The following is a 19333-nucleotide window of genomic DNA, read 5'->3' on the forward strand; positions in this document are numbered from 1 at the left end:
ATCCGTGGTCAGCGTCGCCCCTACGGAGCAGAAGACCTTACGCAGGCTGATGGCAGCCGGACTCGTTGGTTCGAGTCTTGAGTGGTACGACTTCTTCATCTACGCGACAGCCGCGGCACTGGTGTTCCCCAAACTGTTCTTCCCCGAGGCAACGCCGATCGTGGCGCTGCTTCTGTCGTTCAGCACGTTCTGGGCGGGCTTCATCGCCCGCCCGATCGGCGGCCTGGTCTTCGGTCACGTCGGCGACAAGGTCGGCCGCAAGCCGGCGCTGGTCATCTGCCTCGGGCTGATGGCGGCGGCGACGTTCCTCATCGGTCTGCTGCCCACCACGGCGTCCCTCGGCGTCGGCGCTCCCCTGCTGCTGGTGCTGCTGCGCTTCCTGCAGGGCATCGCGGTCGGCGGGCAGTGGGGTGGCGTCGTGCTGCTGCTGACCGAGTCCGCGGGCCCGAAGAAGCGCGGCTTCGCGGGCACGTTCGGCCAGGCCGGTGTTCCGATCGGCGTGCTGCTGGGCAACGTCGCCTTCATCAGCGCCACCACCTCTCTCTCGCCGGAGGCGTTCGCGGCGTGGGGCTGGCGCATCCCGTTCCTGGCGAGCGCGCTCCTCTTCCCCGTGGTGCTGTTCATCCAACTGAAGGTCGAGGACAGTCCGGTCTTCCGCGAGTTGCAGGAACGCCGTGCGTCAGGACCCGCCGTGGTGCAGGCACCGCTGAAGGAGGCCCTGCGCACGCACCGCAAGCCGATCCTGCTCGGCGCCGGCCTGATGTTCGCCTCGAACGCGATCTTCTACGTGTCGATCGCGGGCGTCCTGTCCTACGCCACCACCACGCTCGGCCTGTCCCGCGAGTCGGTGCTGGTCGTCAGCCTGCTGTCGTCGCTCGTGAGCATCCCGGTGATCCTCTACGCCGGGCACCTGTCCGACCGCCTGGGCCGCCGTCCGCTGATCATCGCGGGCACGATCGGCCTGATCGTGTGGGCGTTCCCGTACTTCCTGCTCGTGGACACCGGTTCGCTGCTGTTGCTGTTCGTCGCCTCCACGGTCGGAGGCATCGCGTCCTCTCTTGTGTACGGACCCATCGCCGCCTACCTGGGTGAGCTGTTCGAGCCGCACGTGCGGTACTCGGGCGCCTCTCTCGCGTACCAGTTGGCGTCGATCCTGGTCAGCGGCGGCACGCCGTTCGTGATGACGGCACTGCTGGGCGCGACCGGGACGTCGATGTCGGTTTCGGCGTTCCTGCTGGTCATGGGCCTGTGCACGCTCGTGTCGGTGATCAAGCTGCCGGAGACGCACCAGCCGGAACGGGCCTGATCAGAGGCTGTGAAGGCCCGACCCAAGAGACAAATCGGGCCTTCACAGTCAAGACCTCTGCGGAACCCTGAGGCGATGCCGTACGTTGCTGCGTCGTGACCACTCTCATGGCGCGCTTCAAGCAGCGGATGCGCAGGTTCGCGCAGAAACCGGGCTCAGTCGACCTCGCCCCGTTCCAGGCACTGCTCAAGGACGTGGAGAAACACGCTGACGCGTTCAAAGCGTTCAGCGACGAGGAGCTGACGGCACACGCCAAGAAGCTGCGTGAGGAGAGCGACGACACCGAGCTCGTGGCCCTCACGCGTGAGGCCGCCGAGCGCGCCATCGGGCAGCGTCCGTTCGACGTGCAGGTGCTGGGTGCGCTGGGCATGCTCAGCGGGCTCGTCGTCGAGATGGCCACCGGTGAGGGCAAGACGCTCGCGGGCGCCATGGCCGCGGCCGGGTTCGCGATCAAGGGCAAGCGCGTCCACGTGGTCAGCGTCAACGACTACCTCGCCCAGCGCGACGCGGAGTGGATGGGTCCGCTGTACCGGCTGCTCGGCGTCACGGTCGGCTGGATCAACGGCAGCTCCAAGGCCGAGGAGCGCCGCGAGGCCTACCAGTGCGAGGTCACGTACGCGCCGGTCAGCGAGATCGGCTTCGACGTCCTGCGCGACCGGATCGCCACCCGGCCGGAGGACCTGATCGTGCCCGAGCAGCAGGTCGCGCTCATCGACGAGGCCGACTCGGTGCTCGTCGACGAGGCCCGCGTGCCGCTCGTGCTCGCCGGTTCGACCAGCTCCGAGGCCGCCGACCCCGTCATCGCGGACCTCGTGAAGCGACTCCGGCAGAACCTGCACTACGAGATCGACGACGAAGAGCGCAACGTCTTCCTCACCGGCGCCGGCTCCGAGGCCGTCGAGCGCGCTCTCGGCGAGATCGACCTGTACTCGCAGGAGCACGTCACCTCCACGCTGTCGAAGGTGAACGTCGCCCTGCACGCGCAGGTGCTGCTGCACCGAGACGTCGACTACATCGTGCGTGACGGCAAGGTGCACCTGATCAACGACTCCCGCGGCCGCATCGCCAAGCTGCAGCGGTGGCCGGACGGCCTGCAGGCCGCGGTCGAGGCCAAGGAGAACGTCCAGACGACCGAGTCGGGCGAGATCCTCGACTCGATGACGGTCCAGGCGCTGCTCGGGCGGTACCCGACGCGCTGCGGCATGACCGGTACCGCGGTCGCCGTCGCGGAGACCCTGCGCGAGTTCTACGAGCTCGAGGTGCTCGTGATCCCGCCGAACAAGGAGAACATCCGCGAGGACGAGCACTTCCGCCTCTACGCGACGCTGGAGCAGAAGGAAGACGCGATCGTCGAGGAGATCAAGACCGCTCACGAGACCGGGCGGCCGATCCTCGTCGGCACGCTGGACGTCGCGGAGTCCGAGCGGATCTCCTCCAAGCTGCGCGACGCCGGGCTCGAGTGCGTGGTCCTGAACGCGAAGAACGACGCCGAGGAAGCGTCGATCATCGCCGACGCCGGCTCGTACCAGCGCATCACCGTCTCCACGCAGATGGCCGGTCGTGGTACGGACATCCGTCTCGGTGGCCACGAGGGTGAGGACCACGACCGGATCGCCGAGCTGGGCGGCCTGTACGTGATCGGCACCGGGCGCCACTCGTCGTCGCGCCTGGACGACCAGCTGCGCGGCCGTGCCGGACGTCAGGGCGACCCCGGCGGCTCGGTGTTCTTCTCGTCGATGCAGGACGAGCTGATCACCCAGTACGCGCCGGACGCCGAGGACCCGTCCGATGTGGACTCCGACGGCCGCGTCAACGACAAGGGCCTGATCCACACCTTCGAGCACGCGCAGCGCGTGGCCGAGGGCGTGAACCTGGAGATCCACCGCAACACCTGGCGCTACAACAAGCTGATCGAGCACCAGCGGCAGCTGCTGCTCAAGCACCGCGACGTGGTGCTGCGCACGGACGCGGCGTTCGAGAAGCTCGGCGCCAAGGAAGGCGCGTCCGACGAGGTCGCCGCCGAGGCCGCGCGCAAGATCACGCTCTTCTACCTCGACGACCTGTGGACGCACCACCTGACGTTCCTGTCAGACCTGCGTGAGGGCATCCACCTGCGCGCGCTCGCGCGGCAGAACCCGTTGGACGAGTTCCACCGCGAGGCGATTCCCGCGTTCAACAAGATCGTGCCGGAGTCGTGGGAACAGGCGGGTGACTCCTACGAAGCCGCCAAGATCACGGATGACGGCTTCGACCTCACCGACGCCGGGGTGAAGCGCCCGAGTTCGACCTGGACCTATCTGGTGCACGACAACCCGTTCGGTTCCGGGCTGGAGGAGACCATGAAGGGTCTCGTCAAGATGGTGCGCGGCCAGCGCCGCTGACCGTCACATCTTCCCCGGGACGATGAGATCGTCCGCGGGTCTGGCGGGCCGGGGCAATGCCTCGGCCCGTCTTCCCGTGCTGGACGTGCCCGTGGTCATCTCCTCGGAGAGCGTTCTGATCTCCGCGAGGATGTCCAGGTGCTCCTGCGACGGCGGCGGTCCGACGAAGTTGGACCGGTTGTGCGCCGTCCGTTCCGCGCGCTCGGCGAGTTGCCGGATGCGGCGGAGAAGGTCGTGCTCCCCGTCCGGGAGCAAGAAGTCCGTCTGCTCCATCACCCGTGCAAGCTTTCGCGTGCACGGGTGACCAGTCGATCCCCTAGTCGGCTGATTCCAGTTTCTGGACGAGCCAGTCGTGGAACCCGCCGATGTGATGCTCTGAGGGCACCAGCACTCCGCCGCGCGCGTAAGCACGGGAGGCCATCGCGGGCTGGCAACGCTCACAGGCTTCGAAGTCCTGCTCGTTCACCCGGTGGAACAGCTCGACCGAGCGAGAGACGTCACGCCCGGTGTTGACCACTTCCTTGGCGTAGAGCCAATCGCACTCGACGACGGTCCGGTCGACCGCCACCGGGTACATGCGGTGCAGGATCACGTGGTCCGGCACGAGGTTGATGAACACCTGCGGTTTGACGGTTATGGCGTAATACTTCCGGTCGCGTTCTTCTTCCAACGACGCAAGTTTTCCGAAGCCCTCGCCGCCGTCGACGGTGAAGCCTTTGACGTCGTCACCGAACTCCGCCCCGTGCCCGACGTAGTACTGCGCCGCGTAGCCGTCGGCGAACTCGGGCAGCACCTCGGTCAGCTCGGGGTGGATCGTCGCGCAGTGGTAGCACTCCATGAAGTTCTCGATGATCAGCTTCCAGTTGGCCTTGACGTCGTAGACGATTCGTTTGCCCACGGACAACTGGTCGATCTCGTACCCGTCGATGCCCTCCAGCGAGCCGAGACGCTCCGTCACGGCGCTCAGCACGTCGTCCTCGAAACCGGGCGGGTCCTCGGCGAGGTTCACCCATGCGTAGCCGAGCCATTCGCGGAGATGCACCTTCGTCAGGCCGTACTCCACGCGGTCGACGTCCGGCATCGACGTGAGGTTCGGCGCGGCGATCAGCTTGCCGTCCAACGCGTAGGTCCACGCGTGGTACGGGCACTGGAACGCACGCTTCACGCTGCCCGCCTCGTCGACGCAGATGCGCGCGCCGCGGTGCCGGCAGACGTTGAGGAACGCGTTGAGCTTGCCGCCGCGGTCCCGCGCGATGAGCACGCTTTCGCGGCCGACCTGCACGGTGCGGAAGTCACCGGGGCCGGCGAGGTCGCCCGACTTGACCGCGCAGAACCACATCTTCTCGAAGATGTTCGCCTGCTCCCGCTCGAAGATCGCGGGATCGGTGTAGTAGCGGCCCTCAAGGGTCGAGATCAGGCTGCCGGTCATGCTCCGCCTCTCAAGCGAGCAGGGTCGAAAAGTGCGATCGGGTGCCGCGTGGCCCCGTCGATCGTGAGGTCGGCCAGGATCTCGCCGACGACGGGCACGAACTTGAAGCCGTGCCCGGAGAAGCCGCACGCCACAGTCACGTTGTCGTGTCCGGGGTGTTTCGCGATGACGAAGTGCCCGTCCGCGGTGTTGGTGAACGTGCAGGTAGCGGCCCGTTGGAAAGTGCCCGCGATGCCGGGCATCACCGTTCGCATGAAGTCCTCGATCGCCCGGATCTCGTCGTCGTGGACCGTGCGGTCGATGGTCTCCGGCGTGCAGATGTCGCCGTTGCCGAAGATCGCGACCTTCACGGCGCCGTCCAGCTCGGGGAAGCCGTAGAAGGTGCCGTCGCGTTCCCAGATGTAGACCGGGTGGTCCCGGAGGTTCTCCTCCGGGGTGAAGAAGAACTGGACCTGACGTTCGATCCCGAACGGGATTCGCAGGTCCCGCAACAGTTCCGGCGCCCACGGTCCGGGACACACCACGACGTGCTCTGCCTCGTAGGTCGCACGCGCCGTGGTGACCCTGCCGCCTTCCCAGTGGATCACCGGTTCCTCGAAGTGCAGCTCGGCGCCGGCTCTGGTGGCCAGGTCGAGGTGAGCCCTCACGGACGCCTCCGGCACGACGAGTCCGGCACCGTCCTCGTAGAGCCCGACTTCGTCTGGTGCCGGGCGCATCGTCGGGAAGCGCTCGCGGATCTGTCGCGCGTCCAGCATTTCGTGTTTGAGGCCGTACTGCTCGGCGCTCTCACGGCTGCCGCTGATGGTGCGGCTGTCCGGCGTGCCGACCAGGACCCCGCCGACGCGGTGGAAGATCCGCTGCCCGCTGTCGCGCTCGATCTGGTCCCACATCTCGTGGGCGCGCAGCAGCAACGGCACGTACGCGGGGTCCTCGAAGTAGGCCTGCCGGGTGATGCGCGATCCGCCGTGGCTCGACCCGTTCGCGTGCGCGGGCGTGAACTTCTCCAGTCCCAGCACCCTCTTGCCGCGCTGGGCGAGCCGGTACGCGGCGGCACTGCCCATGCCGCCGAGGCCGATGACGATGGCGTCGTAGGCCACCCCGGGGGCCATATCAGCCTCTGAGCCGCTTCATCTCGGGGTCGAACAACGGCTCCTGAGCCGGGCGTGCCTTCACCTTCTGGCCGAAGTACTCGATCTCCACCTCGTCGACGCCGGCGGGCAGCCACGCGTACGCGATGTTGAGCCCGGTCGTGTACCCGTAGGCGGCGCTCGTGACGTAGCCGACCGGTTCTCCCTGGTGGAAAACGGGTTCGCTGCCCATCACGACCTGCCGCGGGTCGTCGATCGTGAGGCAGGTGAGCTTCTTGGTGGACGTACGGCGCTCCAGCGCTTCCTTGCCCAGGAACTCCTTGTCCTTGCGCACCGCGAACCCGAGCCCGGCCTCGAACGGGTCGTGCTCGGTCGTCACGTCCGTGCCCCACGACCGGTAACCCTTCTCCAGCCGCAAGCTGTTGAACGCACCACGCCCGGCCGCGATGACACCGTGCTTCTGACCGGCCTCCCACAGCGTGTCCCACAGCTTGGCGCCCATGTCCGCGGTGGTGTAGAGCTCCCAGCCGAATTCGCCCACATAGGACAGTCGCAGCGCGGTCACCGGAACGTTCTTGATGAACGCCTTCTGCGCGGTGAAGTAGCCCTTCTGCACGTCCAGCGTGTGCGAGATCTCGTTGAGCAGGTCGCGTGCTTTCGGTCCCCACAAACCGATGCAGCACGTGCCGGCCGTGATGTCCTTGACGTAGACGTCATTCGGCGCGTGCTTCGCGAGCCACTCCAGGTCGAGGTTGCCGTTCGCGCCGACCTGGAAGGTGTTCGCGTCGAGGCGCGCGATCGTGAGGTCGCTCCGCACCCCGCCCTGCTCGTCGAGCAACAGCGTGTAGACCACCGCGCCCGGCTTGCGGTTCAGGTTGTTGGTCGTCATGCGCTGCAGGAACTCCAGCGCACCCGGCCCGCTGACCTCCAGCCGCTTCAACGGCGTCATGTCGAACAGCGCGACCCGCCTGCGCGTCACCAACGCCTCGGCGCCGCAGATCGGTGACCAGTACCGGCTCGCCCATTCGTTGCGTTCCGGCACCTCCGCGACCTCGGGCAGGCCCGCGTTGGCCTCGTACCAGTGCGGCCGCTCCCACCCGGACGCCTCCAGGAAGAACGCGCCGAGCTCCTGCTGCCGGCCGTAGAACGGACTCGTCCGGATCGGCCGCGGGCTCTCCATGGGCTGCAACGGGTGCAGCAGGTCGTAGACCTCGACGAAGTTCTGGCAACTGCGTTCCAGCACGTAGTCCGGCGCCAGCTGCACCTGCTCGAACCGGTTGAGGTCGCTGGAGTGCAGGTCCAGCTCCGGCTGCCCGTCGACGATCCACTCGGCCATCGCCTTCGCGACACCGGCGGAGTGCGTGATCCACACCGCCTCGGCCACCCAGAAGCCCTGCAGCCGCGGGTGTTCGCCCAGCAACGGCATCCCGTCGCTGGTGAACGAGAACAGCCCGTTGAACCCGCGATCCACCCCGGCCTCGGCCAGCGCCGGGATCAGCTCGACGGCCGACTCCCACGACGCCTCGAAGTCCTCCTTGGTGAACGGCAGCTCCGACCCGGTGATGTCCCTGGCCGCGATCGGCATGGGCCGGTGCCCGTACGCCCCGATGCCCAGCGCCTGGCCGTGCGAGCGGAAGTACAGGTCCGCCTCCTGGTGCCGCAGGATGGGTTGCCGCGCAAGCGCTTCCGCACTGGCGTTCACGTCGCCGGTGAACACGTACTGGTGGGCCATCGGCACGAGCGGGATGCTCAGCCCGACCATCTCCCCCAGCACCGGCCCCCACATCCCGGCGCACGACACGACGATGTCCGCGGGGAAGGTGTCCGTCTCGGTGCGCACCCCGATGACCCGGTCCCCCGCCGTCTCGACCGCGACGACCTTCTGCCCGAACACGAACCGGGCCCCGCGCTCACCCGCCCGCTGCGCCTGAACCTCCGCCGCGACAACGGGTTTCGCGAGCCCGTCGCCAGGAATCAGGAACCCACCGAGGATGAGCTCCCGATCCAGCAACGGGTGCAGCTCCGCCACCTCGTCCGGCCCGACGAGCCGGCTCTCCACACCCCACGACGTGGCCCAGCCGTGGCGGCGCGTGAGGTCGGCGAGGCGTTCGGGGCTGGTGGCGATCTCCAAGCCACCGATCTGGTCGAAACAGCCCAGAGCCGTGTACTTCTCGACCGTGTAGCGGGCGAACGAGGTCATGCTGCGGCAGGAGTTCGTCTGGAACACCAGGCCCGGCGCGTGGCTGCTCGACCCGCCGGCCGCGAGCCCCTGCGCCTGGTCCAGCACCGTGACGTCGGTGAAGCCGCGTCCGGTGAGCTCGTCAGCGAGCGCGCAACCGACGATCCCCGCTCCCACGAGCACCACGCGAGGCACTTGTCCAGGCATCCGCACACCCTTCGCCGCCGCTGCGCGCAACAGAACCTGTTCCGCTATCTGCAACAAGTTGCGGCCAGTGCGACCCGGTGTCAATACCGCGTTCGGGCGCGTCCAGGCTCGAAAGCCCGTGAAACCGGGCAAATCAGGACGTTGGTGCAGCAACGGCAAGCCGCACGCCGAGTACGCCGAGTCGTCGGTGGCGTTCGGCGACACGCTCGCCGAACGCCACCCACAGCGGGATCAGCCCAGGCGGGATCAGCCCGCGAAATAGCCGAGCTGGGCCGAGAGATCAGCGGCCGCCGAGGACATCGTCGGCACGATCTGCTCGACCCGTTCCCGCGACAACCGGTACGACGGCCCGGAGGCGCTCATCGCCGCCACGACCTCACCTCGGTGCCCCCGCACCGGGACGGCGACCGCGTGCAACCCCAGTTCCAGCTCCTCGAAGCACGCCGCGAACCCCTGCGCCGCGACCTGCTCCAGTTCGGCCAGCAATGTCTCGGCGTCCACAACGGTGTTCTCGGTGTACGAGTCGAGCGGCAAGGAGACCAAACGCTTGCGTTCGTCCAGGTCGAGGTGGGCGAGCAGGATCTTGCCCGACGACGTGGCGTGCAGGGGCGTGCGCTGGCCGATCCAGTTCACGGCCGAGACGGCCGCGGAGCCGCGGGCCTGGGTGATGTTGATGGCGACGCCGGCGTCGTGCACGGCGATGTTGACGGTCTCGCCGAAGGAGTCCGCGAGCGTCTGGCACACGGGCTGGCCGAGTTTGGTCAGGTCCATGCGGCCGGTGGCGGCACCCGCCAAGCGGACGACACCGAAACCGATGGCGTATTTGCCTCTTTCCCCGAGCTGCTCGACCAGGCCACGCGCCTCCAGCACGGAGACGAGTCTGGACACCGTGGACTTGTGCACACCCAGTTCACCTGCGATTTCGGTGATACCGGCCTCACCCTGCGCCAGTAGTTCGAGCACGCTGATGGCTCTGTCGACGGACTGCACCTGAGCTGCCGAGTCGGAGTTGCTCATCGCGCAACAGTAACCGGCAGGCAAAACAACCTGCTGGCCTCTTGACGGCGCGTCGTTCGAGCCGCACATTGTGTTGCGTCATTCGGAACGCGTGCCGCGTAACGCAACGGAGGCCGACGATGATCCGCGCCTGCGCTCTCATGGACCTGCCCCCGGGAGAGGCGGTGCGCATCGTCGGCCCTCATGCGCCGATCGCGGTGTTCAACGCCGACGGTGTTCTGTATGCCGTCGACGACACGTGCACCCACCAGGACGCCTCCCTGAGCGAGGGATGGCTGGAGGGATGCTTCGTGGAGTGCCCTCTGCACGCCGCGAGCTTCGACCTTCGCACCGGCGAGCCGACTTGTCTCCCCGCCAAAAGACCGGTGAAGACCTATCCCGTCCTTGTGCAGGATGGAGAGGTCTATGTCGATGTCGAAGTGAACGAGGACGTGGCGTGAGGACGATCGCGATCATCGGCGCATCACTGGCCGGCTTGAGGTCGGCGCAGGCACTGCGCCGGCAGGGGTTCGACGGGCGGCTCGTCGTCGTGGGCGACGAGGTGCATCTGCCCTACGACCGGCCTCCCCTGTCGAAGGACTTCCTCCTCGGCAAGGTCGAGGCGGTGCCGCTCGCGGACCAGGAGGACCTCGACGCGCTCGACGCGGACTGGCGCCTCGGCGTCCAGGCCACCGGGCTGCTCTCCGCCCACGAACTGGCGCTCAGCGACGGCACGACGGTCGCGGCCGACGGCTTCGTCATCGCGACCGGCGGTATACCGCGGACAATTCCGAACACGCACGTCCTGCGCACCCTCGACGACGCCATCAAGCTCCGCGACGCGTTCGTCGACGCACAGCACGTCGGCGTGATCGGTGCGGGCTTCATCGGCGCGGAGATCGCGTCCAGTGCGCGCGCGCTCGGCAAGGAGGTCACCGTCATCGAAGCGCTTCCGGCACCGCTCATGCGCGTGCTCGGCGCGGAGATGGGTGCCGCATGTGGACAACTGCACGGCGACCACGGATCAACGTTGATTACGGGAGTCAATGTTGATTCAGTCAACGTTGATGGCGGAATCAACCTCGCGGACGGCCGTCATGTCAACGCCGACGTCGTCGTCGCGGGCGTGGGCGTGCGCCCGGCGACGGACTGGCTCGCCGGCGGACCGGTCAAGGTCGACAACGGCGTCGTGTGCGACGCGGGCGGCGTCACGAACCTGAAGAACGTCGTGGCCGTCGGCGACGTCGCGAACTGCGCCGGCCACCGCGCCGAGCACTGGACGTCCGCGACCGAACAGGCGCAGATCGCCACCCGCAACCTGCTCGCGGGTGAGACGGTCGCGACGCACACCAACGGCGGTTACGTCTGGTCGGATCAATACGGCGTGCGAATTCAGTTCATCGGGCGAGCGACGAACGACGTTCGCGTCGAAGATGGGTCCATCGAGGACAGGAAGTTCGTCGCGACCTATCGAGACGGTGACAACCCGGACGACGTCGTGGGCGTTGTGGCAATGAGCAACGCTCGGCTTTTCACCCGACTGCGCAGGAACTTGAAGTAGAGACGGTCGTCACGGTTTACCGCCACCGGCGACCGGCTACACCCCAGTGTCCTACGTGGACACACGAAACAGGGAGGCGTGTCGCCGGTGCGGCAGATCATCAACCCCTTCGACCAGAGTGTTCTCACCGAGGTCGAGGACCAAACCCGCGAACAGGCCGTCCAGGCGATCGCGAAGGCCAGAAACGCCTTCGACCACGGCGACTGGCAGCACTCCAGCCCCGAACACCGCGCCGCCGTGCTGAACCGCGTCGCGGACCTCCTGGAGCGCGACAAGGAGGACATCGCCCGCACCGAGACGCTCGACACCGGCAAGACGGTGGTGGAGAGCCGCATCGACGTGGACGACGTCGTCTCCGTGTTCCGCTACTACGGGGGCCTGGCCGGCCTGCTGCACCCGAAGATCGTCCAGGGTGCGCCGCCGGACGTCATCAGCCGCGTCGACTACGAACCCGTCGGCGTGTGCGGCATGATCGCGCCCTGGAACTACCCGCTGCTGCAGGTGTCCTGGAAGATCGCCCCGGCCCTGCTCGCCGGCAACACACTGGTGGCGAAGCCGAGCGAGATCACCCCGCTCACCACCATCAAGCTGTTCGAACTGCTGCGGGAAGCAGGCCTGCCCGACGGCGTCGCGAACCTCGTCCTCGGCACGGGTCCCGAGGTCGGCGCGCCGCTGTCCGAACACCCGGACGTCGACCTGATCTCGTTCACCGGCAGCCTCGCGACCGGCCAGCGGATCATGGCGAGCGCGGCCAAGACGGTGAAGAAGGTCGCCCTCGAACTCGGCGGCAAGAACCCGAACATCGTCTTCGCCGACACCGACTTCGACACCGCGGTCGACTACGCGCTCACGGCGGCGTTCTTCCACGCCGGCCAGGTCTGCTCGTCCGGCACCAGGCTCATCGTGCACACGAGCATCTACGACGACTTCGTGAACGAGGTCGCGCGCCGGGCCGACAGGATCAAGCTGGGCAACGGTTTCGACGAGGACACCGAGTCCGGGCCACTGGTGAGTGCCGAGCACCGCGCCAAGGTCGAGAGCTACGTCGAGATCGCCAGGCAGGAGGGCGCGACCCTCAAGGCGGGCGGCAAGCGTCCGGACGATCCCGAGCTGCGGAACGGTTTCTTCTTCCGCCCCACCGTCTACGCGGACTGCACCAGGGACATGAAGCTCGTCAGGGACGAGACGTTCGGCCCGATCATCACCGCCGAACGGTTCGAGACCGAGGAAGAGGCGATCGCGCTCGGCAACGACACCGAGTACGGCCTCGCGGGCGGTGTCTGGAGCCAGGACCTCGACAAGGCGCAGCGCGTCGCGAAGAAGCTCCGCCACGGCACGGTCTGGATCAACGAGTTCGGTCCCTACCTGCCGCAGGCCGAGTGGGGCGGCTTCAAGCGCTCCGGTGTCGGCCGTGAGCTCGGCACCGCCGGGCTGCACGAGTACACCGAGCCCAAGCACGTCTACCAGAACCTCAAGCCCCAAGCCCAGAACTGGTTTGCACGCAGTACTGATTCCGCGCGAAAGGACTCCCAGTGACCGCGTACGACTACGTGATCGTCGGCGGCGGAACGGCGGGCTGTGTGCTCGCCGCGAGACTCACCGAAGACGAGAACGTCACGGTCGCGGTCATCGAGGGCGGGCCGTCCGACGTCGGTGACGAGAAGATCCTCGCCCTGCGCAACTGGATCAACCTGCTCGAGACCGAGTACGACTACGACTACCCCACGGTCGAGCAGCCCCGCGGCAACTCGCACATCCGGCACAGCCGCGCGAAGGTGCTCGGCGGGTGTTCCAGCCACAACACGCTGATCTCGTTCAAGCCGCTGCCGCAGGACTTCGACGACTGGGGCCACGGCTGGACCTGGGACGCGCTCGGGCCGTACTACGACAAGGTCCAGCTCAACATCATCCCGGTCGAGGAGAAGGACCGGAATCCGATCGCCAAGGACTTCGTGGCCGCCACCCGAAAGGCCGTCGACGTCCCGGAGATCGACGACTTCAACGCGCGGCCCTTCGAGGACGGCGTCGGCTTCTTCTCCATCGCCTACCATCCGGAGAAGAACAACCAGCGGTCGTCGGCGAGCACCGCGTACCTCCACCCGATCCTCGGCAGCCGCAGGAACCTGACCCTGCTGCTCGACACCTGGGCCGGCCGGATCGAGTTCGACGGCAACCGCGCGATCGGCGTGCACACCGACAAGGGCTACGTCGAGGCCGACAAGGAGGTTCTCCTCTGTGCGGGCGCCATCGACACCCCGCGACTGATGATGCTCTCGGGCATCGGCGACGCCGAGCACCTCAGCGGCATCGGTATCGAGCCGAAGCACGACCTGCCCGGCGTCGGCGAGAACCTGCTCGACCACCCGGAGTCGGTCATCGTCTGGGAGACCACGAAACCGTTGCCGGAGAACTCGGTGATGGACTCCGACGCCGGTCTGTTCATCCGGCGCGACGAGTCCGACCCGCGACCGGACCTGATGTTCCACTTCTACCAGATCCCGTTCACCACCAACACGGAACGCCTCGGCTACCCGAAGGTGGAGCACGGGGTCTGCATGACGCCGAACATCCCCAGGCCGCACAGCAAGGGCAGGCTGTGGCTGAAGTCCAGCGACCCGGCGGAGAAGCCGGCGCTCGACTTCGGGTACTTCACCAACCCCGACGGCTACGACGAGCAGACCCTGGTCGACGGCTTCAAGATCGCGCGGAAGATCGCGGAACAGGAACCGCTGAAGTCGTGGCTCAAGCGGGAGATCGCCCCCGGCCCGGACGTCACGAGCGACGAGGCTCTGTCCGAGTACGGCCGCAGGGCGGCCCACACCGTCTACCACCCGGCCGGCACCTGTGCCATCGGGTCCGTCGTGGACGGTGACCTCAAGGTCATCGGTCTCGAAGGCCTGCGAGTTGTCGACGCGTCCGTGTTCCCCACCATGCCCACCGTGAACCCCATGGTCACGGTGCTCATGATTGGAGAACGCGCCGCCGACCTGATCAAGGAGGCGTGATGACGACGCTCCAGGACCCGCCCACAGCGGAGGACAGGCTCAAGGATCTCGGCTACACCTCGGAGTTCAAGCGGGACATGAGTCCCTGGGCGAACTTCTCGCTGGGTTTCACCTACCTCTCCCCCGTGGTCAGCACGTACACGTTGTTCGGCGTCGCCCTCGCACTGGGCGGCCCGCCGATGATCTGGAGCTTCGTCGTCGCGGGCGTCGGCCAGTTCCTGGTCGCGCTGATCTTCGGCGAACTCGTGGCGCAGTACCCGGTCGCGGGCGGCGTGTACCCCTGGGCACGCCGTCTGTGGGGCAAGCGCTGGGCGTGGATGACCGGCTGGGTCTACATGATCGCCCTGCTGGTCACCATCGCGTCCGTCAGCTACGGCGCGGGTCCTTACCTGGCCACGCTTCTCGGCTACACCGCGAACGTCGGCAACACCGTGCTGTGCGCCATCGCGATCATCGTGGTGTCCACGCTGATCAACTACGCGGGCACCAAGGTGCTGAGCTGGGCCGCCATCTTCGGGTTCGCCGCGGAGATCGTCGGTGCGCTCGCGGTCGGCATCTGGCTGTTGGTGGACAACCGGATCCACGGTCTGGGAGTGCTCTTCGACAGCTTCGGTGCCGGTGGGTCGGGCAGCTACCTGCCCGCGTTCTTCGCGGCGGGCATCATCGGCCTCTACCAGTACTACGGCTTCGAGGCGTGCGGTGACACCGCGGAAGAGGTCAAGGACCCCGGCCGCGTCATCCCGAAGGCCATGCGCCGCACCATCTACATCGGCGGCGCTGCGGCCACGTTCGCGTGCCTGTCGCTGCTGCTCGCGGTGCCGGACTTCGGCAAGGTCATCAGCGGCGAGGACGCCGACCCGGTCACGAGCATTCTGACCACTGCGTTCGGCCCGGTCGGCTACAAGATCGTGATCGCGGTCGTGCTGATCTCGTTCCTGTCCTGCACGATGTCGTTGCAGGCGGCGGCTTCCCGGCTGACCTACTCCTACGCCCGCGACAAGATGATCTTCGGGCACAGGGCGCTGGCGAAGTTCAACCAGAAGCGCCACATCCCGCCGTTCGCGCTGGCGCTCGCCGGCATCATCCCGGTGGTCATCGTGTTCGCCTCGATGCTGTCGACGAACGCGCTGGACAAGATCGTGTCGTTCGCGACGCTCGGCATCTACCTGGGCTTCCAGATGGTCGTGTTCGCGGCGCTGCGGGCCAGGCTCAAGGGCTGGACGCCGTCCGGCGAGTTCACGCTCGGCCGCTGGGGCCTGATCGTCAACGTACTGGCGCTCGCGTACGGCGTCGCGGCGATGGTCAACATGGTCTGGCCGCGCACCCCGGACGCGCCCTGGTACGACAACTACGTCGTCATCCTCAGCGGTGCGCTCGTGGTCGGCATCGGCCTGGTCTACATGCTGATCGCCAAGCCGTTCGGCAACTCCGACGCTGCCGCGGGCGACGCCGTGCCGGTCAGGGAACCGCTATCCCTGCAGGCGAAGTAGGCGCAGGGCGAGCTGCACCTCCAGCACGCGGTCCGGCGACTGCCAGTCGCCGAGCAACGACGTGACTCTGTCCAGTCGTTGCGTGACCGTGTTGACGTGGAGGTGCAGCTCGGCTTTGGCGCGGCTCAGGTTCGCACCACACCGGAAGTAGATCTCCAGCGTGTGCACCAGTTCCGTGCCGCGTTCGGAGTCGTAGTCGATCACCGGTCCCAGCACCGACCGCACGTATCCGGACACGTCCGCGCGATCGCCCAGCAGCACGCCGACGAAGCCCAGGTCGTCCATCGTCGCGGCGTCCTTCTCCCGCCCCAGCTGCCGCAACGCTCTCAGGCACCGCCGCGCTTCCTCGTACGCCGCCGCGATCGCCACCGGCCCCACGACAGGGCCGCAGGCGCCCACCGTCGCGTCCAGCGCCTTCGCGACATCGCGAGCGACGTCCGTGGAGGACGAAGGCAGCGCCAGCACGACATCCCGGTCGCGGGATCCGGCAAGTCCTCTGCAGACCGACGCGTAATGCGTTGCGGCGGAAAGGTTCCCGTCCGCCACCAGCACCACGTGCGGGTCGGAGAGCTCGACGCCGACCCTCCGCGCCCGTGCCACCAGGCCCACCGGATCCCGCCCGTCCAGGATGTCGGTGATGAGCTCACCGCGGACCTTGTTCTCCGCCTCGGCCACGGTTCGCCGCAGCAGCAACAACAACGCCGTCACGGCCGCCGACCGTTCGAACACGCGCCGGTCCGCGTCCGACAGATCCGGGCGCCCTGCCAACGCGATACCGCCCAGCAACTCCGAGCCCGCCAGCACCGCGCACACCCACACGTCGTCGATCAGCACCGCGCGCCCGTTGGCCCGCACGACCAACGACGGCACCGTCTCCAGCACCTCGACCGGTCCGCCGAGCAACTCCCCCACGGCCGCCGCCACCTCAGCCGAGGAACCACCGCGCAGCACCAGGTCCGTGAGCCGGTCGTGCGACTCCTCTGCCCGTTTCATGGCCTCGTTGTGCGACTGGATCGTCGCGAACAACGACGCCGTGTCGATCGCGATCGCCGCGTGGTCGGCCAGCGACGACAGCAGAGCGACTTCCTCCGGCGGGAACTCCCGCGAGGTCCGGTCGGCCGCGTAGAGCACGCCGATGACCTTCGAGTCGAGCTTCAGCGGCACGCCCAGGATCGCCACCAGGCCCTCGTCGTGCACCGCCGAGTCGATCGGGTTCGTGTGGTTGAACCGGGCGTCCGCGAAGTAGTCGGAGGTCGCGTACGGCCGCGCGGTCTGCGCCACCAGCCCGCCCAGGCCCTCGCCGAGGCCCAGCCGCACCTTCTGGAACAACGGCGAGATCGACCCGTCCGTCACCCGCATGTAGGTGCCGGCCGGGTCGTTCATCGACAGGTACGACACGTCGGTGCCGAGCAGCTTGCGCGCCCTGCGCACGATCGAGCGGAGAACCGCGTCCGGGTCGCGCATGCCCGCGAGCTCGGACGCGGTCTCGAACAACGCCGCCAGTTCGGCCTCACGCCGTCGTGTCACACCCCAACCCTGTCATGTTCCTCCAGATCCGCACCACGGGTCTCACGGGCGAATGCGATCGCGACCACGGTGATCACACACGTGATCAACACGTACACCGCGATGGGGAACGAGGACTTGTACGCCTGCAACAACGCCGTCGCGATCAACGGTGCCAGCGCACCGGCCACGATCGACGCCAGCTGGTAGCCGACCGACGCGCCCGAGTACCGCACCCGCGTCCCGAACAGCTCCGAGAAGAACGCCGCCTGCGGCCCGTACATCGCGCCGTGCAGCACCAGGCCGACCGTCGTCGCCACCGTGATCAGCACCGGGTCCTTCGTGTCGAGCAACGCGAAGAACGCGAAGATCCACGCGGCCATGCCGACCGCACCGACCAGGTAGATCGACCGCCGCCCGAACCTGTCCGAGAGGTGGCCCCACACCGGGATCGTGACCAGGTGCACGGCGGAGGCGATCAGCACCGCGTTGAGTCCCACCGACTTCGACAGCCCGAGCCCGGTCACCACGTAGACCAGGATGAACGCCGTGATCACGTAGTACGACACGTTCTCGGCGAACCGCGCGCCCATCGCGATCAGCACCTCGCGCCAGTTGTGCTTCAGCAGCTCCAGCGCGGGCGCCTTCTCCGGCTCTGGGGCCTTGCGCTGCGCCGCCTTCTCCTGGGCGGCCAGGAAGACCGGCGACTCGGACACCGACAGCCGGATCCACAGGCCGATCACCACGAGCACACCGGAGAGCAGGAACGGGATCCGCCAGCCCCACGCGAGGAAGTCCGCGTCCGACTGCACCGCCGCCAGCACCGCGAGCACACCGGTCGCCAGCAGGTTGCCGCACGGCACACCGGCCTGCGGCCACGACGCCCAGAACCCGCGCCGCGCCGGATCACCGTGCTCCGACACGATCAGCACGGCCCCGCCCCACTCGCCACCGAGCGCGAAACCCTGCACCAGCCGCAACAACGTCAGCAGCACCGGCGCCAGCACGCCCACCGACGCGTACGTCGGCAGCACACCCATCAGCATCGTCGCGCCACCCATCAGCAGCAACGACAGCACCAGCAACTTCTTGCGCCCCAACCGGTCGCCGAAGTGACCGAACACCAGGCCACCCAACGGCCGGGCGAGGAACCCGATCGCGTACGTGGTGAACGCGAGCAGCGTGCCGGTCAACGGGTCCGCGGTCGGGAAGAAGAGCTTGTTGAACACCAGAGCGGCTGCCGAGCCGTAGAGGAAGAAGTCGTACCACTCGACAGTTGTCCCGATGAGCGATGCGCCTACCACTTTCTTGATCATCGACAACTCCTCATTGAGCAGTCCAGCCGCCGTCGACGGCCAACGACGTGCCTGTGACAAAACTGTTGTCGCACAACCACAACACGGCGTCGGCAACCTCGGAAGGCTCGATCAGCCGTTTGATGGCGGTGCGCTGCAGGAAGATCTGCGACGAGACCTCGCCCTCGGAGATCTCGTGAACGCGCGCCTGGTCCGCGATCTGCTTCTCCACCAACGGAGTCCGCACGTAACCGGGCGCCACGCAGTTCGAGGTCACGCCGTGCGGAGCGCCCTCCAGAGCCGCGACCTTGGAGAACCCCTCCAGGCCGTGCTTCGCGGCGACGTAGGCGGATTTGAACGCGGACGCGCGCGTCCCGTGCACGCTGGAGATGTGGACCAGCCGGCCCCAGCCGCGTGAGTACATGTGCGGCAGCACGTGCCGGGACAGCCGGAACGCCGCCCCCAGCATCAGCTCGACCATCGCCGAGAAGCGCTCGGCGGGGAACTCGTGGATGGGCGCGACGTGCTGCACGCCGGCGTTGTTGACCAGGACGTCGATCTCGGCCGGCAAGGCGACGACCGAACCGGTCAGGTCGAGCACGTGCCCGACGCCGCCGAGTTCTTCAGCGAACGAGAGGACCTGGGGATCGAGGTCGACCAGATGAACCTTGGCACCCGACGACGCCAGCGCGCGGGCGCAGGCCAGGCCGATGCCGCTCGCGGCTCCGGTGACCAGCGCGGTGTGACCCGTGACACTCGACATGACCGGAAACGGTAGGCGTCACATGGCGCGATCGACATGTGGCAGGCCCACATAGTGCCTGGTCACAAGGTGGCTTTAGCCAACATTTAGCGTCGCTGAGGCATATCGGGCAGGAAGAACGGGTACA

Annotated in this window: 15 protein-coding genes; 7 read left to right on the plus strand and 8 right to left on the minus strand. The window is 67.5% G+C overall.

The window, feature by feature from the left end:
* Positions 1-4: 4 nt before the first annotated feature.
* Positions 5-1306: an MFS transporter gene (locus SK803_RS16290; protein ID WP_319966840.1), complete on the plus strand. Its 1302-nt coding sequence runs from the start codon at positions 5-7 to the stop codon at positions 1304-1306.
* A gap of 95 nt (positions 1307-1401) precedes the next feature.
* Positions 1402-3687: an accessory Sec system translocase SecA2 gene (secA2, locus tag SK803_RS16295; RefSeq protein ID WP_319966841.1), complete on the plus strand. Its 2286-nt coding sequence runs from the start codon at positions 1402-1404 to the stop codon at positions 3685-3687.
* A gap of 3 nt (positions 3688-3690) precedes the next feature.
* On the opposite strand, the gene SK803_RS16300 is transcribed toward secA2, so the two are convergent.
* From SK803_RS16300 to SK803_RS16320, 5 genes are all read right to left on the minus strand, one after another.
* Positions 3691-3960 carry a hypothetical protein gene (locus tag SK803_RS16300; protein ID WP_319966940.1) on the minus strand — a complete coding sequence of 90 codons (270 nt, stop codon included), beginning with the start codon at positions 3958-3960 and terminating at the stop codon, positions 3691-3693.
* A gap of 43 nt (positions 3961-4003) precedes the next feature.
* Positions 4004-5116, minus strand: a complete 1113-nt coding sequence (locus SK803_RS16305) for an aromatic ring-hydroxylating oxygenase subunit alpha (protein WP_319966842.1) — start codon at positions 5114-5116, stop codon at positions 4004-4006.
* Positions 5113-6213, minus strand: coding sequence for an N-methyl-L-tryptophan oxidase (gene solA, locus SK803_RS16310; RefSeq protein WP_319966843.1), 1101 nt, complete (start codon positions 6211-6213; stop codon positions 5113-5115). Before solA ends, SK803_RS16305 begins: the two co-directional genes overlap by 4 nt.
* 13 nt (positions 6214-6226) lie before the next feature.
* Positions 6227-8590, minus strand: a complete 2364-nt coding sequence (locus SK803_RS16315) for a GcvT family protein (protein ID WP_319966844.1) — start codon at positions 8588-8590, stop codon at positions 6227-6229.
* Positions 8591-8836: 246 nt separating this feature from the next.
* On the minus strand, positions 8837-9607 hold the full coding sequence (locus tag SK803_RS16320; protein ID WP_319966845.1) for an IclR family transcriptional regulator: 771 nt from the start codon (positions 9605-9607) through the stop codon (positions 8837-8839).
* 119 nt (positions 9608-9726) lie between these two features.
* On the opposite strand from SK803_RS16320, the gene SK803_RS16325 reads away from it, so the two are divergent.
* The 5 genes from SK803_RS16325 (at position 9727) to SK803_RS16345 (ending at position 15642) form a co-directional block, all read left to right on the plus strand.
* The gene (locus tag SK803_RS16325; protein WP_319966846.1) at positions 9727-10047 is read left to right on the plus strand and encodes a bifunctional 3-phenylpropionate/cinnamic acid dioxygenase ferredoxin subunit; all 321 of its coding nucleotides are present in this window, start codon (positions 9727-9729) and stop codon (positions 10045-10047) included.
* The gene (locus SK803_RS16330) at positions 10044-11147 is read left to right on the plus strand and encodes an NAD(P)/FAD-dependent oxidoreductase (RefSeq protein ID WP_319966847.1); all 1104 of its coding nucleotides are present in this window, start codon (positions 10044-10046) and stop codon (positions 11145-11147) included. Before SK803_RS16325 ends, SK803_RS16330 begins: the two co-directional genes overlap by 4 nt.
* Positions 11148-11225: 78 nt before the next feature.
* Positions 11226-12683: an aldehyde dehydrogenase family protein gene (locus SK803_RS16335; RefSeq protein ID WP_319966848.1), complete on the plus strand. Its 1458-nt coding sequence runs from the start codon at positions 11226-11228 to the stop codon at positions 12681-12683.
* The gene (locus SK803_RS16340; protein WP_319966849.1) at positions 12680-14152 is read left to right on the plus strand and encodes a GMC family oxidoreductase; all 1473 of its coding nucleotides are present in this window, start codon (positions 12680-12682) and stop codon (positions 14150-14152) included. The genes SK803_RS16335 and SK803_RS16340 overlap by 4 nt, the downstream gene beginning before the upstream one ends.
* Complete coding sequence (locus SK803_RS16345; RefSeq protein ID WP_319966850.1) at positions 14152-15642, plus strand: APC family permease; 1491 nt, start codon at positions 14152-14154, stop codon at positions 15640-15642. Before SK803_RS16340 ends, SK803_RS16345 begins: the two co-directional genes overlap by 1 nt.
* On the opposite strand, the gene SK803_RS16350 is transcribed toward SK803_RS16345, so the two are convergent.
* From SK803_RS16350 to SK803_RS16360, 3 genes are read right to left on the minus strand one after another with little or no spacing between them, the layout of a single operon-like run.
* The gene (locus SK803_RS16350) at positions 15622-17169 is read right to left on the minus strand and encodes a helix-turn-helix domain-containing protein (protein ID WP_319966851.1); all 1548 of its coding nucleotides are present in this window, start codon (positions 17167-17169) and stop codon (positions 15622-15624) included. The genes SK803_RS16345 and SK803_RS16350 overlap by 21 nt on opposite strands.
* Positions 17166-18464 carry an MFS transporter gene (locus SK803_RS16355; protein WP_319966852.1) on the minus strand — a complete coding sequence of 433 codons (1299 nt, stop codon included), beginning with the start codon at positions 18462-18464 and terminating at the stop codon, positions 17166-17168. The genes SK803_RS16350 and SK803_RS16355 overlap by 4 nt, the downstream gene beginning before the upstream one ends.
* A gap of 10 nt (positions 18465-18474) precedes the next feature.
* On the minus strand, positions 18475-19206 hold the full coding sequence (locus tag SK803_RS16360) for a 3-hydroxybutyrate dehydrogenase (RefSeq protein ID WP_319966853.1): 732 nt from the start codon (positions 19204-19206) through the stop codon (positions 18475-18477).
* Between the last annotated feature and the right edge of the window lie 127 nt (positions 19207-19333).

Source organism: Lentzea miocenica, assembly GCF_033949945.1.
Taxonomy (GTDB): Bacteria; Actinomycetota; Actinomycetes; order Mycobacteriales; family Pseudonocardiaceae; genus Lentzea; species Lentzea miocenica.